Annotated in this window: 16 protein-coding genes; 10 read left to right on the plus strand and 6 right to left on the minus strand. The window is 65.2% G+C overall.

Annotated features, from left to right (window positions below):
* Position 1: 1 nt before the first annotated feature.
* The 5 genes from JWQ89_RS06205 (at position 2) to JWQ89_RS06225 (ending at position 3,842) form a co-directional block, all read left to right on the plus strand.
* Positions 2 to 757, plus strand: a complete 756-nt coding sequence (locus JWQ89_RS06205) for an SDR family oxidoreductase (protein ID WP_299639340.1) — start codon at positions 2 to 4, stop codon at positions 755 to 757.
* 4 nt (positions 758 to 761) lie between these two features.
* Complete coding sequence (locus JWQ89_RS06210) at positions 762 to 1,610, plus strand: transketolase (protein ID WP_299639342.1); 849 nt, start codon at positions 762 to 764, stop codon at positions 1,608 to 1,610.
* The gene (locus tag JWQ89_RS06215) at positions 1,607 to 2,593 is read left to right on the plus strand and encodes a transketolase C-terminal domain-containing protein (protein WP_299639344.1); all 987 of its coding nucleotides are present in this window, start codon (positions 1,607 to 1,609) and stop codon (positions 2,591 to 2,593) included. The genes JWQ89_RS06210 and JWQ89_RS06215 overlap by 4 nt, the downstream gene beginning before the upstream one ends.
* Before the next feature lie 63 nt (positions 2,594 to 2,656).
* Entirely contained in the window at positions 2,657 to 2,806 is a 150-nt protein-coding gene (locus JWQ89_RS06220) for a hypothetical protein (RefSeq protein ID WP_299639345.1), read from the plus strand.
* A gap of 58 nt (positions 2,807 to 2,864) precedes the next feature.
* Positions 2,865 to 3,842, plus strand: coding sequence for a mandelate racemase/muconate lactonizing enzyme family protein (locus tag JWQ89_RS06225; protein ID WP_299639347.1), 978 nt, complete (start codon positions 2,865 to 2,867; stop codon positions 3,840 to 3,842).
* Here the strand turns inward: JWQ89_RS06225 and JWQ89_RS06230 are convergent.
* Positions 3,839 to 4,873 (minus strand): LacI family DNA-binding transcriptional regulator, encoded by a 1,035-nt coding sequence (locus JWQ89_RS06230; protein WP_299639348.1) that lies wholly within the window; start codon positions 4,871 to 4,873, stop codon positions 3,839 to 3,841. The genes JWQ89_RS06225 and JWQ89_RS06230 overlap by 4 nt on opposite strands.
* A gap of 302 nt (positions 4,874 to 5,175) precedes the next feature.
* Here JWQ89_RS06230 and JWQ89_RS06235 point away from each other — a divergent pair, with 302 nt between their 5' ends.
* From JWQ89_RS06235 to JWQ89_RS06250, 4 genes are all read left to right on the plus strand, one after another.
* Positions 5,176 to 6,207, plus strand: a complete 1,032-nt coding sequence (locus tag JWQ89_RS06235; protein WP_299639350.1) for an ABC transporter permease — start codon at positions 5,176 to 5,178, stop codon at positions 6,205 to 6,207.
* Between the two features lie 60 nt (positions 6,208 to 6,267).
* A complete protein-coding gene (locus JWQ89_RS06240; protein ID WP_299639352.1) occupies positions 6,268 to 7,080 on the plus strand; it encodes a substrate-binding domain-containing protein in 813 nt (270 codons plus the stop codon).
* Between the two features lie 30 nt (positions 7,081 to 7,110).
* The gene (locus JWQ89_RS06245; protein ID WP_299639354.1) at positions 7,111 to 7,239 is read left to right on the plus strand and encodes a hypothetical protein; all 129 of its coding nucleotides are present in this window, start codon (positions 7,111 to 7,113) and stop codon (positions 7,237 to 7,239) included.
* 74 nt (positions 7,240 to 7,313) lie between these two features.
* Complete coding sequence (locus tag JWQ89_RS06250; RefSeq protein ID WP_299639356.1) at positions 7,314 to 8,849, plus strand: sugar ABC transporter ATP-binding protein; 1,536 nt, start codon at positions 7,314 to 7,316, stop codon at positions 8,847 to 8,849.
* On the opposite strand, the gene JWQ89_RS06255 is transcribed toward JWQ89_RS06250, so the two are convergent.
* Genes JWQ89_RS06255 through JWQ89_RS06265 form a run of 3 tightly spaced genes read right to left on the minus strand, consistent with a single transcriptional unit; the run spans position 8,846 to position 11,083 of the window.
* A complete protein-coding gene (locus tag JWQ89_RS06255; protein WP_299639358.1) occupies positions 8,846 to 9,739 on the minus strand; it encodes an aldose 1-epimerase in 894 nt (297 codons plus the stop codon). The genes JWQ89_RS06250 and JWQ89_RS06255 overlap by 4 nt on opposite strands.
* Positions 9,723 to 10,295 carry an SDR family oxidoreductase gene (locus JWQ89_RS06260; protein ID WP_299639361.1) on the minus strand — a complete coding sequence of 191 codons (573 nt, stop codon included), beginning with the start codon at positions 10,293 to 10,295 and terminating at the stop codon, positions 9,723 to 9,725. The genes JWQ89_RS06255 and JWQ89_RS06260 overlap by 17 nt, the downstream gene beginning before the upstream one ends.
* 8 nt (positions 10,296 to 10,303) lie before the next feature.
* Entirely contained in the window at positions 10,304 to 11,083 is a 780-nt protein-coding gene (locus JWQ89_RS06265) for an SDR family NAD(P)-dependent oxidoreductase (protein WP_299639363.1), read from the minus strand.
* Between the two features lie 156 nt (positions 11,084 to 11,239).
* Between JWQ89_RS06265 and JWQ89_RS06270 the strand changes: the two genes are divergently transcribed.
* Positions 11,240 to 11,491: a hypothetical protein gene (locus JWQ89_RS06270; protein WP_299639365.1), complete on the plus strand. Its 252-nt coding sequence runs from the start codon at positions 11,240 to 11,242 to the stop codon at positions 11,489 to 11,491.
* Between the two features lie 100 nt (positions 11,492 to 11,591).
* Here JWQ89_RS06270 and JWQ89_RS06275 read toward each other — a convergent pair whose 3' ends face one another.
* Together JWQ89_RS06275 and JWQ89_RS06280 are read right to left on the minus strand one after the other, a co-directional pair.
* Positions 11,592 to 12,734 carry an alpha-hydroxy acid oxidase gene (locus JWQ89_RS06275; RefSeq protein WP_299639366.1) on the minus strand — a complete coding sequence of 381 codons (1,143 nt, stop codon included), beginning with the start codon at positions 12,732 to 12,734 and terminating at the stop codon, positions 11,592 to 11,594.
* Between the two features lie 7 nt (positions 12,735 to 12,741).
* Entirely contained in the window at positions 12,742 to 14,790 is a 2,049-nt protein-coding gene (locus tag JWQ89_RS06280) for an alpha-amylase family protein (protein WP_299639368.1), read from the minus strand.
* Positions 14,791 to 14,971 lie beyond the last annotated feature (181 nt).

Consider the following 14,971-nt stretch of genomic DNA (forward strand, 5'->3'; position numbering starts at 1 on the left):
GGTGACGGGTGCTGCCGGTGGCCTGGGGCGCGAGATCGCCATCCAACTGGGTGCGCGGGGCTGCGCGGTCGGGATCGCCGACATCAATGCGGCAGGCACCGCCGAGACGGCGCGGCTGGTGTCGGCGGCCGGTAGCGAGGCGCTGGAGATCGTCGGGGATTTTACCCTCGAAGGGGCGCCCGAAGCGGCGGTGGGCAGGGTCGTCGAGCGGTGGGGCGGCATCGACATTCTGGTCAACAATGCCGGATACGGGGTGATCGAGCCCTTTCTCGACAGCAGCTTCAAGTCCTGGACCCGCACGCTGGCGCTCAACGTCACGGCGCTGGCCATGGCCTGCAAGGCGGCGGGCCGAGTGATGCGCGATCAACGTTCTGGCCGCATCGTCAACATCACCTCGCCGGGCTCGCGCATGGCGCTGCCCGACTACACGGCTTACACTGCCAGCAAGGCGGGCGTGGACTCGATCACCCGCGCGCTGGCGGTGGCGATGGCGCCCTATGGCGGGCTGGTGAACTCGCTGGCCCCGGGCATGATGGACACCGAGATGCAGCGCTCGACCGAGGTCGAACTGGCCCGCGTCAACGGCCGCAGCGCCGACCTCCAGGCCTTCCTCGACGAGCGCACCCGCCGCGTGCCGCTCGGCCGCCGCGCCGAGATCGCCGAGGTGGCGGAGTCGGTGGTGTGGCTTTGCCTCGATGCGCCGAAATACATGACCGCCGAGCGGCTCAACATGTCCGGCGGCCTCGACAAGGATTGATCAGATGAACCGCAATTCGCCTCCTGCGGAGGCCGATACTGGCGCCCTCAAGGCGCGCGCCACCGTCCTCCGCCGCCACATGCTGACCATGGCCCGTGGCCAGGGCGCCGGCTACATCGGCCAAGGGCTCGGCATCGCCGATACGCTCACGGCGCTCTATTTCCACGAACTGCGCTACGACCCGCAGAACCTCGGCTGGGCCGACCGCGACCGCTTCCTGCTGTCCACCGGCCATTATTCGATCGCGCTTTGGGCGGCGCTCGCCGAGGCTGGGATCATCCCGGTCGAGGAGCTCGTTACCTACGGCGCCGATAACAGCCGGCTCGAAATGTCGACGCTCGATACAACGCCGGGCGTCGAAGTGATCGGCGGCTCGCTCGGCCACGGGCTGGGGCAGGGGGTGGGTCAGGCGCTCGGCCTCAGGCTCGATGGCTCCGATGCTCGGGTCTTCGTCGAACTCTCCGACGGCGAAATGCAGGAGGGCTCGACCTGGGAGGCCGCCATGTCGGCGAGCCACTTCCGCCTTGACGGGCTGGTGGCGCTCGTCGACTGCAACGGCATCCAGGCCGATGGTCCCGTGGTGCTCGACATGGAGCCGGTGGCCGACAAGTGGACCAGCTTCGGCTGGGAGACTTTCGAGATCGACGGCAACGACATGGACGCCGTCGTCGCGACACTGGCTAAGGCGCGCCAGCGCAACGGCAAGCCCAAGGCCATTGTGCTGAGAACCCTACCCGGCAAAGGCGTGCGGCGAATCGAGCAGAGCGAGAAATCGCACTTCTTCCGCGTCGACGTCAGCCAGTGGGACTCGATCATCGACGAGTTCGAAAAGAGCGTGGGAGCCGGCCAATGACCGCCGCGATGGAAGCCGGCCGGACGCTGGCCATGGGCGAAAACGAGGCCGCCCGCGGTGGCCGCAAGTCCATCGACGCGCCGTTCGGCAAGGCACTCGCCCGCATCGGGCAGCAGCGGAAGAACATCGTCGGGCTCACCGCCGATCTCGGCAAGTACACCGACATCCACCCGTTCCGCGACGCCCATCCCCATCGCTTCTTCAATGTCGGCATGGCCGAGCAGAATCTCGTCGCAGTGGCTGCGGGGCTGGCGCGGACGGGGAAGCAGCCCTTCGCCACCACCTATGGCGTGTTCGCCAGCCGCCGTGCCTTCGATTTCGTCGCCATCGCGCTGGCCCATTCCAACCTGGACGTGAAGATCATCGCCGGCCTGCCGGGACTCACGACAGGCTACGGGGGCACGCACCAGGCCATCGAAGATCTGGCGCTGATGCGGATGATCCCGGGGCTGACCATTATCGACCCGATGGACGCCACCGAGATCGACGCCGCGACGGTCGCGATGTCTGACCATCCGGGCCCAGTCTATATGCGTTTGCTGCGCGGTACTGTGCCGGTGGTGCTCGAGCCGGGCTACAAGTTCGAGATCGGCAAGGCGCGGAAGCTCCGCGACGGCATGGATGTCGGCATCATCTCAACCGGCCTGATGAGCGAACGAGCGATCGATGCCGCCACGGCGCTGGAAAAGCGGGGCATCTCGGTGGGCGTGCTCCACGTCCCGACGATCAAGCCGTTCGATACACATGCGGTTGCCGAGTTTGCCGCATCGGTCGGCAGCGTCGTAACGGCCGAGAACCACGTGGTGGTCGGCGGGCTCGCCAGCCTCGTGGTCGAGACTTTGTTCGATGCCGGGATATCGAAGAAGGTGACACGGATAGGCCTGCCCGACCGCTACATCGAATGCGGCGCCGTGCCGACGCTGCAGCAAAAGTATGGGCTGACGGTCGAGGCTGTCGTTGAGAGAATTGCAGCGCTCGATTGAGCTACCACATCGAGTGGGTGGTAGGGCCGGTTTAATGGCAGCAGTCCCGGCGGAGGAGAACACGTGAAAATCACCGAGATCGAGACCTTCACCGTCGGGGCGGGCTGGAAGAACTGGCTGTTCGTTAAGGTGCATACCGATGCCGGCATCCATGGCATCGGCGAGGGCACGCTGAACGGCTTCATCGCCACCACCCGAGGCGGGGGCGCATGAGCTGAAGCACCTCGCCATCGGGCAGGACCCGCGCCGCATCAGTTCGCTAGCTAAGCGCATGCTCGACAGCGTGTCGCTCGATGGCGGCCACATCCACCGGACGGTGATCGCCGCAGTCGAAGTCGCCTGCTGGGACATTCTCGGCAGGAGCCTCGGCGTGCCGATCCACCAGCTGCTGGGAGGGCAGGTGCGCGACACCGTGCTCGGGTACGCCAATGGCTGGTACCGCACCGAGCGTGCCCCCGAGACCTTCCTCGACGCGGCCAGGGCCGTCCTCGCCAAGGGCTTCAAGGCCTTCAAACTCGATCCCTTCGGCACCGCACAGGGCTTCATCTCGCGCGACGAGCTCGAGCTCAGCTACGAGATCTGCCGCAGGCTGCGTGACAAGCTGCCGGCCGACACCCGCATTCTCATAGACGTGCACGCGCGCTTCACCGAGATTGCGGCGCTGCAGGCGGCCGAACGCTTCGCCGACCTCGACATCTACTGGTGGGAAGAGCCGACTTCGCGCGACCGGCAGGAAACGGTGCACGAAGTGGCGCACCGCTCGCCGATACCAGTGGCAACCGGCGAAATGTACGACACGGTCGGCCAGTTCTATTCGCTGGCCGCCGGTGGCGGGGTGAACATCTTCCAGCCCGAACCGATGTCACTGGGGGGCATCGGCCCTTCAATGCAGGTGGCAAACCTGGCGCTTGCCCATGGCAGCTACATCGCCCCCCACCAGAGCGGCGGTCCGGTGGCAACGGCGGTGTGCCTGCAACTTGCGGCCGCAGTGCCGAACTTCCTGATCCAGGAGCACTTCGACGCCTTCAACGATGCGTGGCCGTTCGACCTCGTCACCTGGCGGCCGAGCATCGACCCCAGCAACGGCCACCTGTCGCTGCCCGACGCGCCGGGTCTCGGCATCGATCTCAATATCGATGCCATCAAGGAGCATCCATACGATCCAAACGCCTACCTGAACGTCCACACCGAGGGCTGGGAACAGCGGCTGGGTACCGACGCCCAAAACAAGGCCAGGAAAAAGAGCTAAGCGCTTTCGCGATCGACAATCTCGAACCCCAGGCTCGTGATCGTCGCCAGCTTCTGCTTGCCGCCGAGCCGGTCCAGAAGCTGCCGGACCGCGCGCCGCCCCATCTCGTAGCGGTTCACCTTCACCGTGGTCAGTGGCGGATAGAGCTGCGCTGCAAGATCCATGTCGCCATAACCGGCGATGCCGATGCGGTCGGGGATGGCCCAGCCGCGGCGGTGGCATTCCTGCACCGCGCCGATGGCCAGCGTGTCGGACGAAAAGAAGATCGCGTCGATATCCCTGTGCCGCTCGGTGAGCGTCACCAGCGCCTGTGCGCCGCCCGCGGCGGTGATCGGTACCTCCACTTCCATCGAGGCGTGGTTCTTGATCCCGAGTTCGGTGAGCGCCGCGTGATAGCCGGTGCGGCGCTGCTGCAACCGGTCGTTGCCGTGGATCGGCGTTGAGACGAAGCCGATGCGTTTGTAGCCCTTGGCCGCGAGATGCATGGTCATGGCGTAGGCGGTTTCGAAGTTCGAAACGCCGACCACCATGTCGATCGGATGCCGGCCCTTGATCTCCGAAATCTCGACCACCGGCGCCCCGCTCGACACCAGGAGTTGCCGCGCCACCTCGCTCTGCACGAAGCTCTGGAGGATCATCCCGGCGGGGCGCCAGCCGAGCAGGGTGCGGATCGAGGCCTCTTCGGCTTCGGTGGTGAATTCGCCCTGCACTAGCAACATCGAATAGCCGCCCTGCTGGCACTCGTCGGACATGCCCTGAACCTGTTCGGCGATACCGGAGTTGATCAGCGGCGGCACCACGGTGCCGATCATCCGGCCAGTGCCCTTCATGCTCGAGGCAAGCCGGTTGGGCACGAAGCCGGCGGCCTCGATCGCCTCCAGCACCTTCGCTCGAGTTGCGGGAGCGACCATGTCGGGGTTGGAGAGCACGCGTGAAACCGTCATCGGCGCGACGCCGACGCGCTTGGCGATCTCGCGCACCCCCAACCGCTCCAGCGGCTTCTTCTCGCCGCCGTCATCCGAGTTGGCCATGCGGTTCCTCAAATTCCGCAGGAATCATAGTCGCGAGCGCTGCGTAGCGCCAGCACAACGAGTCGCTCGGGTTCAGTACCATTTCCTTTGACCATATCAAATGGTTCCGGTACCATTTGCGTGAGTAGCGACTGTGGTTTCGAAACGAAGGTGGCCAGACCACTACACGAGAGGTATTGACACTTATAATAGTATAATAGCTGATGAGGGTGTGGCGAAGCGCTGACCGGGAGGCTCCCGCAACAGCGCCGCCTGCAGGGAGGATATGCATGAACAGCGCGGCGCCAGCCACGATTGAACCCTTGACTGCGCCCTCGCTGCGCAACCGGGTGATTGCGTTCATCGCCGTCGGCGAAGTCGGGGTGATAGCGGCGCTGCTGCTGCTGGTGGCGTTCTTCTACTTCATGCAGCCGGCCTTCCTGTCCGAGCGCAACATCCGCGCCATCCTCAACGTCGTCTCCTTCGTGGGCATCATTGCCATCGGCCAGACCATCCTATTGGTGGCCGGCGAGTTCGATCTGTCGGTGGGCTCGGTGGCTGGCGTCTCTGCCGTGGTTGCGGCGCAACTCATGACGTTGCTCGCTTGGCCTGTCCCGCTCGCGATCCTCGGCGGCATGGGCGTCGGCGCATTCATCGGCCTGATCAACGGCATCATCGTCGTTAGATTCAGGATACCGGCCTTCATCCAGACGCTTGGCATGCTGTTCATAGGGCAGGGGCTGATCCAGTTGGTGACCGGCGGCTACCCAGTCTATCCGCTGCCCAAGGAAGTCACCGATTTCGGCATGAGCGCCATCGCTTTCGGGCTCGGCTGGAGCTTTGCCTTCTTCATCGTCGCGGCCGTCGTCGCCGATTTCGTGCTGCGCCGCACCGTGCTGGGCCGCAACCTCTACGCCACCGGCGGCAACACGGAAGTGGCCCGGCTCGTCGGCATCAACACCACCATCTACAAGATCGGCGCCTTCATCACCGTCGGTGCTCTGTCGGCTATCGCGGGGATGTTCGTGATGGCCGACCTGCAGAGCGGTACCACCTCGATCGGTTCCGGTTGGGAGCTCATCGTCATCGCCGGTGTGGTGGTCGGCGGCGTCAGCCTGTTCGGCGGCGCTGGGACCATCGCTGGCGGCGTCGTCGGCATCCTGATGCTCAAGGTGGTGCAATCCGGCCTCGTGGTCATCGGCGTCAACTCGAATTGGCAACAGATCGCGGTGGGGGTGATCATGGTGCTCGCCGTCGGCCTCGACATCTTGCGCCGCCGCTACTTCACCGTTGGCGCAGGCGCCAAGACCGCCGCAGCCAAGAAATCCAGAACCAAGAGCAATACCGGGGCCTAGGCCCTGCCGGCACGACGTTCAGCACCACGCACAATCGCGGGCAAATGGAGGAGAGGAACCATGAACATCTCGAAGAGGACTGTAGTCAAAGGGCTGCTCGGCACTGCGGCGCTGGTCGCCAGCATGGGCACGGCGGGCGTCAGCTACGCGGCCGACGTGAACCTGCTTTGGGTGCAGGCAATGAAGGATCACCCGGTGCATCGGCTGATGCAGGCGGGCTTCCTCGATAAGTGTAAGGAGCTCGGCTACACCTGCGAAGTGGTGGGCGACCCGTCCGCCACCAACTGGGATATCCCGGCGACCCTGCCGCTCGCCGAAGCTGCGCTCTCGCGCACCAAGTTCAACGCCGTGGGCGTCTATGGTCCCGATCCGGCGATCTACTCGTACATCACCAAGCTCGGCAAAGAGGGCATGCCGGTCGTCTCCTGGCACGTGCTGCCGCCCGAGGGCACGGTCGATGGCCTGATGGCCGCCGCCGCGCAGGATATCGCGGCTGCCGGCACCAATGCCGCGATCGCCATTGGAGACAAACTCGGCGGCAAGGGTACCATCGCCCTGACCCAAGGTGCCTCGAACGACACTGAGAACGCCATGTCCGACGCTTTCCGCAAGACCATCGCGGAAAAGTACCCGGACATCAAAGTGCTCGAGACCCAGATGGAAGGCTTTGAGCCGTCGGCGGCCGAGGGCAAGGCCATCGCGATCCTCCAGGGCAACCCCGACGTTAACGCAGCGTTCGGCACCACCGGCAACTCGATCCAGACCTGGTCGGGCGCGGCCCGCAAGGCTGGCCGCGACGTGGTGATCATCGGCATGGACTACATCCGCCAGAAACTCGACCTGGTGAAGTCCGGCGCCGCCTACGGTATCTAGGCGCAGCCTCTCTACGAGGAAAGCGCCAAGGTGGCCGAACTGCTCGGCGATCTCGCCCGGGGCAAGACCGTTACCTACATGAACGTGCTGCCCTCCAAAGTGATCACGGCAGCCGATCTCGACCCCTATTACAAAATGCTTGAAAGCGCCGGCCAGTAAGCCATCCCTCGTGCCGCGCCGGTCCTTACCAGGGGGACCGGCGCGGTTATCCCTTTCCAGCCGAGACTGCGACCATGGACCCGATCTTTTCCGCCCGCGGCATCGTCAAGGCCTTTGCCGGCGTGCAGGCCTTGCGCGGCGTGGATTTCAACGTGCTGCCAGGTGAGATCCACGCGCTGCTCGGCCAGAATGGCGCCGGCAAATCGACGATGGTGAAGATCCTCAACGGCGTGCACCCTGCCGGCTCCTACACTGGCGAGATTGCGTTGGCCGGCAAAACAGTGAGCTTCGCGTCGCCCGCCGAAGCGCGGGCCGCCGGCGTCGGCTATGTGCCGCAGGAGGTCGAGGTGCTGGAACAGCTCTCGGTGGCTGAGAACGTCTTTGCCGGCCACACCGGGCTGGGCGAGGGCGTGCTGATCAATCGCCGCAAGCTCGAGGACCGCACCCGGGCCATCCTCGATGATCTCGGCCTTACCATCGACCCCAAGGCTATCGTCGCCTCTCTCACCTCGGCGCAGCGCCACCTGGTGATGATAGCCCGCGCGCTGGCGCTGAAGCCGCGCGTCTTGATGCTCGACGAGCCGACCGCCTCTCTCTCCGGCACCAAGGTTGAGGCGCTGTCGGAAGTCCTCCGCCGGCTGAAGCGGCAGGGCGTCACCATGATCTACATCACTCACCGGCTGCCCGAGGTGCTGGAGGTTTGCGACCGCGCTACCGTGCTGCGCGATGGACGCGTGGCCTCGGAACTCGGCCGCGATGAGTTCGACGAGGAGCGCTTCATCTTCGCCATGTCTGGCCAGCGGTTGCAGAAGCTGTTCCCGCGGCACGAAGCGCCAGCTGGCGCCCAACCGATGCTGACGGTCGAGCATCTCAAGGTCGCCGGCAAGCCGGGCGCCATCTACGGCGCGCGCGATGTCAGTTTCACGGTGGGCGCGGGCGAGATCGTCGGCCTTGCAGGCCTCCTCGGCTCAGGCCGTAGCGAAATCCTCCACGGTATCTTCGGCCGCGTGCCAGCCGAGGGCACGGTGAAGGTCGATGGCAGGCCCATCGATTTCCGCTCGCCCCGCGACGCGCGCGACGCCGGCATCGCGCTCCTCACCGAGGACAGGAAGCGCGACGGCCTGCTGTTCAACCTGCCTGTCGGCGCCAACATCACCATAGGCAATCTGGAGCCGCTGTCCGCCCGCGGCCTAGTCCGCGCCGACCGCGAGAAGAGCGCCGTCCTCGAAGCGATGCGCCAGCTCAACGTCAAGGCGCCGTCTCCGCAAGCCTCGGTGGCACACCTGAGCGGTGGCAACCAGCAGAAGCTGCTGTTCGCCCGCGTGCTGATGCGCGCCCCAAAGGTGCTCCTTCTGGACGAGCCGACCAAGGGCGTCGACGCCGCCACCCGGCATGAAATCTACCGCCTGGTGGTCGAGCTCGCCGAAAAAGGCGTAGCGCTGGTCATCGTTGCCTCCGAGCTCGAGGAAGTCCTGGGTCTCTGCGACCGCTGCCTCACCATCGCCGACGGCCGCATCGTCGATGAGTTCAAGCGCGGCGAAGGAGGCGAGGATCGTGTGCTGCGCGCTGTGGCTGCGGCGCAGGCGGAGACGGTGCGGGTGGCGTCCTAAACCCGAAACGCCTCGAACCTCAGCGTCCCCGTGGTGCTCTCGCCCGGCGCCAGCACTATGATCCCGTCTTGCGGGTCGCCAAATCCCTCGGGCCGGTTGAACGCTCCCGAGGCGTTGGTCTGTGGCTCGACGCAGAAGAAACTCTCGGCCGGGTCAGCGTAGAACATGATGTGCCCGTAGGGAGCCTCGCCCTTTATGGTGATGCCTGCGCCGCGGCTGGGGAAGGTGACGGTGGCGCTGCCGTCCCAGCCACCATAGTCGGTGCAGCGCCAGTACTTCGGGAGCGGCTGCGCGGTGTTGAACGACACATCCGGCGGCAGGCCTATCCGCTGACCGATCATCCCTTCCGGCTCGTTGAGGTGGAGGGTCGTCGCCCCGAACTGCACCGTTGTATCCCTGTCGCGGTCGAACCACGGGTGATGGCCGAAGCCGAACGGCATGGTTCGCGTGCCGGTATTGGTCACGCTGGTCGCCAGCTCGAGCCCGGCGTCCGTGAGGGTGAAGCGCTGCTCTGCACTGTAGGAGTACAATGCTGGATCGGCGACCTCGAGCGTCAGCACCGCGCCGCTGGGCCCAGCCTGTTCCGCGACCCACGACCGGTGCCAGGCGGTCCCGTGCACGTGATAGATTTCGGGCGGATTGTTCGCCTCGAAGGTGTAGCGACGGCCCTCGAACTCGAAGGCATTGTTGCCGATGCGATTGGCGAACGGGATCATCGGGAACGACGCCACGCCCAGCACATTGCCGGCACTGCGGTTGGCATCCGACAGCGGCCGCATCACGTCGATGCCATCGATCCTAAAACTGGCGATACTCCCTCCGATGGCCGGCGCCAGATCGACCGCGAGCCGTCGGGTGCGGAGTTCGAGATGCTCAGAAATTGCGGCCATAGCCGGCACTCCATCCACCGTCGACCGACAGCATTTGCCCCGTAGTGTAGGTGTTGAGCGGGTCGCAGAAGAACAGCACGGTGTCAGTGACTTCCGCCGCCGATCCCGGCCGCTTCACCGAAGCATGCCCGAGCATCGCCGCGTCACCCGCCAACAGCGGCTCGCCGACTGCGCCGACGCCGACGGCGTTGACCAGCACCTTGGGCCCGAGCTGCATGGCCATCGTCCGTACCGTCGCCAGTACGCCGGCCATCGCCACCGAGAAGTCCGGATGCCGCCGCATAGGCATGCCAGCCGCCGCAGAGACGAGAAACAAGATGCGCCCGCTGCCGCGCGCGAACATGGCGTCGCCCGTCCTTCGCGCCGCCTTCAGCAGTGGTGCGGGATCGTAGCCCACGACCGGCAAAAGCGGCAGCGACACGAGGAGGATGTCGGGCATCGGCGCGACCGTTTCGACCGTCGCGCCATTGGTCCGCAACGCGTCCAGTGCCGCCGCAGACAGCGGGCTATGCTCCCCGCGCAACGCGACGAAGGTGTTCTGGAGTTCGATCCGCATGCTGTGCCTCACATCATGTAGCCGGCGGTCCAGCCGCCATCGACGGCCAGCACCTGGCCGTTGATGTAACCGGCGCCCGGCGAACTGAGGAACAGTACCGCTTCGGCGATCTCCTCGGGAGTGCCGGGGCGGCCAAGCGGCAGATGCTGCATGAACTCTGCGGTCCGCCCCGCGAACTTGCCGTCGGTGCCATAGAACAGCGAGCGCGTGCCCTCGCTCATGATCGAGCCGGGCGCGATAGCGTTGGTTAGGATGCCCTGCGGCCCTAGCTCCAGCGCCATCGAGCGGGTCATGTGGATGATGCCTGCCTTGGCGGCAACGAACGGGCTCTGCAGCCGCATCGCGGCGAGCCCCACCACGGAGGCGATGTTGATGATCCGCCCGCCTTCGCCCTGCGTCACCATCGGCTGCAGCGCTGCATGGCTCATCAGGTAGAGTCCATCGAGATCGATGCGGGTGATCCGCTCCCACTCCTCGAGCGGGAAGGCATCTATGTTCACCCGGTGGACGAAGCTGTTCACCCCGGCATTGTTTACGAGGATGTCGATCCGCCCGTAGCGGGCAATGGTCTCGGCCACACCGGCTTCGGTGGAGTCCTTGCTGGAGATGTCGATGACCGCCGCGAGCGCATCCGGCAGTTCCGCGGCATAGGCCTCGGCGCCCTCGCGGTTGATGTCGGCGACGACGAGACTGGCGCCGTTATCGCTGAGCCGCCGTACGATGGCGCGCCCGATCGTTCCCGCGGCGCCGGTGACCAAGGCCACCCGCCCCCTCATATCGACCTGCATTGGCACGACTCCTCCAGCCCCGCCCCAATGCTATTATAATATCTCTCCGGGAGCGGCAATCGCGCTTTACTCGATGCGTGGACCCGACTACCGGGCTGGCGCCCACTACCATCGACAGCGACTGGACTTCTCCGGCGTAACAAGCGGTTTGGTCCCATGCTTGAACAGCGTGGCGATCTCATGCGCGTACTGATCCTGAGCGAGGAATCCCACCGCCTGATCCTCGACCAGGCAAAGCTGCCAAAGCCGGCATATAGCGCCGCTATTCGGCGTCCGGATGGGCTATGGGACGTGCAGGTCGACGATGAGGTAGCCGCCGCGATCGACCATGCGAGACTGCAGAACGAAAGCGATGATGACGCCGTGAGCCGGCTGGTGCGGGACGCCATCGGGCAGCGCCCGAGCTAGCCACAACTTGCGCGGCTAGGGGGAGATCAGCTTTGTGCGGAGACGTCTCTTGCGCGAGTACGGTCTGCCAGCATCAGTGCCGGATGGGCGTAGCTGAAGCTCACTTTGTCTCCAGATTGTGCCGCCCAATTTCGGAGATGTGCCGTTCGCCGCAAAGCGCGATCGTCATGTCTAGCTCGTTGACAATGATGTCGAGCGCCAGCCTGACGCCGGCCTTGCCGAGCGCGCCGAGCCCGTAGAGGAATGGGCGGCCTATGTAGGTACCGCGAGCACCGAGAGCGATAGCGCGAAATACGTCCTGACCAGAGCGGATTCCTCCGTCCATGTGCACCTCGATGCGATCGCCAACTGCCTCGACGATCGATGGCAGCTTGCTGATGGTCGAGGTTGCGCCATCGAGCTGGCGCCCACCATGGTTGGAGACAATGATGGCATCTGCCCCGGTGGAGGCGGCCATATGGGCGTCGTCGGCGTCCATGATGCCCTTGAGGATCAGCTTGCCGGGCCAGCGGTGGCGGATCCAGGCCAAGTCTTCCCAGCTGAACTCAAGGTCGAACTGGTCGGCGACCCATGCCGACATCGACGTCAGGTCGTCGGCGCCCTTCGCATGTCCCACGAGGTTGCCAAGCCGATGACGCCGGGTGGCGAGCATCTGGGCACACCAGCGCGGACGCATTACCAGTTGCAGGGCAGTCGACAGACCCAGCCGGGGGGGAGTCGACAGGCCGTTGCGCAGATCCTTGTGCCGCTGACCGACCACCTGCAGATCGAGCGTCACCATCAAGGCCGAGCACTTCGCCTGCATCGCGCGCTGGATCAGGGCGTCGACGAAGCCTCGGTCGCGCATAAAATAAAGCTGGAACCAGAACGGCTTCGTGCAACGCGCGGCGACGTCCTCGATCGAGCAGACGCTCATCGTCGACAGGGTGAATGGGACACCGAACTCCTCCGCGGCTTGTGCTGCTAGGATTTCGCCATCCGCATGCTGCATTCCGGCAATGCCAGTCGGTGCCAAAGCCACCGGCATTGCCACAGGCTGGCCCACCATGGTCGAGCGCAGCGACCGGTCGCTGAGCTTTCGTCCGACGCGCTGCCTGAGTTTGATGGCGGCCAGATCGGCCTCGTTAGCGCGGTAGGTCGCCTCGGTATAGGCTCCGGAATCCACGTAATCGAAGAACATGCGCGGCACGCGTCGTCGCGCAAGTGCCTTCAGATCGGCAATCTCTAGGATCGGCCGCGACACGGCGCCCCTACTCGACCACGACGACGCTGTGGATACTGAAGTCCGGCACTGTGATCAGCAGCTTGCCGCCTTCCGTGCGGTGGGCCAGCTGAGTTCCAGGTGCGGCGTAGACCGAGCTAGCTGCGCTGAGCCCCACTCGGGCAAGATCGAGCGACACCTCGACGCCGGAAGCCCACATCACGTTGTCCCCGATCGACAATCGGTTGGGATCGCCAGCGTGGTGATTGCAGAGGTGGATCACCTGCCGCCCGCCCTGCCGGTTGAGCGTGACTTCGATGCCCGGGCCGGCATTGGTGGTGAGGAGCGGATCGGCCACCGCACCGGCAACCAGTACGCCGACCAGCCGCTTGATCCACAGGTTGGGGATTCCGTCGCACTTGATCGGGAACGGCAGGTAACGGCAGACGCCCGCGCCAAAGCGATGCTCTACGAGGCCTGGATGCGCACGCTCCCAGTCGGGCGGCGCATCGCCCCACAATACGGTCGTCGCGTCCGTGCGTCGTGCCTCGGGCTCGGCCAGCCGGCCGAGTGTCCGGCCACCGGCCAGCGTCACCGCCACGGCCGGCTGGTCGACCAGGATGGGGAGCGGCGTCACCGAGGACTTTAGGGCGTCATCGTCGAGCGTCAGGTAGACGAAGTCGGCCAGTACGGCGCCGGCGTAGGTGACCCCGAACACGTCAGCCAGCGCGAAGTCGGCTCGTTGCATGCCGTTCTCGTCGAACAGCGAGGCATTGCCGGCGGCAATCAGCGTGCCGCCGCCTTGCACATAGGCGCGGAGCTTTGCGACTTCGGCATTGCTGAGTGCGGTCTGCTCGGCGAGAACGATGGCGCGATAGGACGAAATGTCCTTGTCGAGACGCACGATGTCGTACTGCACGTGCTGCGCGATCAATGCTTCATGCACAGCCTCGGCGGACGCAGACATCCGCAGCCAGTGCGCCGACGCCTTGCGCGGCTTGCTAGCAAGCACAAGCCCGACGTCGGATACCCCGATCGCGCCGACCAGCCATGGTTCGAGCGCCTTGATCGGGTGGAACACCTTGCCGAAGGTTTCGAACTGGCCGGGATCGGTCGATCCGTCCGGCAGCGGCACCTGGCCGATGGTCGGGTTGCCGGCCTGCGCCACGAGGATCGCCGCCTCGAGCTGCAGGATCGTCGCCGGCTTCTGATCCAGCGCGTTCCAGCCGCCGCCCAGCGGGGTGCGCGAGACGCCACCCGCCGTCATCATTTCGAACGGCTTGCTCTGCCCCTTGGCCCAGCGGGCGATGAAGCTCTGGCGGGTGTAGTGAGGCGCGTGCCCTTCTATCGAGATCAGGTCGCCGGAATCGAGCGGGTCGCCCGGCGCGCCGGCGGCGTTGTAGGTGATCACCGCATCGGGCCGATGCTTGCGCAGCACCGCGTAGGCGCGGTTCATGAAGCCATCGACCTCACCAGCCATGACGTCGAAGATCGCGTCGGTCTCCTCGGCGGTCGGCCTCAGGGGCAGGCCCTTGCCGGTGATCTCGCGATAGCGCTTCTGCGCGTGCAGCGAGTAGTCCGGCACTGGATGCGGCTGGATCATCCAGGTTTCCTGCGGCAGGTGTCGGGCCAGCGGGATGATATCGAGCCAGTAGCCGTCCACCTCGTAGTTCGACGCCAGCTCCTCGAGCTGGGCCAGCAGGAACTCCGCATAGGGGGAGCAGACCGAGGCGTGCCAGAACGGACCGGTTTTGTGTGGGTCACCGGCCTCATTGGCCGCCCGCCATTCCGGGTGCAGCCCCATGGCGTAGTTGTCGAAGAACATGCTGACATAGGCCATCAGCTTGATGTTGCGCTTCTTCAGCTCGTGCAATAGCTCACCGAGGATGTCGCGCGGATATTGCAGCCCCAGTGAGCTCGGGTAGTAGCAGACCCCGTGATGGTCCTTGCAGTAGAGCTGCACGCAATCGACCCCGGCGCGTTCATAGGCATCGCCATAGGCGACGGCGTCGAATTTCTCGCCCCGGTTCTGCGCCCATTGCGGCGACACATAGAGAAGATGGACCTTGCGAAAGCTCTTGCGAAACCACTGCGACATGCGATTCCCCCCACTGACGGCCTGCGCCGTACTCATTTGACAGCGCCGGCGGTCATGCCTTTGCGGATTTGCTTCTGGAACACGAAGTAGAAGACGATCATCGGCAGCACGGTGAGGCTCATGATGGCGAACAGTTCGCCCACCGAGGTCTGCTGTGCCATCGAGGACGGCTTGTAGGCGG

The organism is Devosia sp. (genome assembly GCF_028290645.1).
Taxonomy (GTDB): domain Bacteria; phylum Pseudomonadota; class Alphaproteobacteria; order Rhizobiales; family Devosiaceae; genus Devosia_A.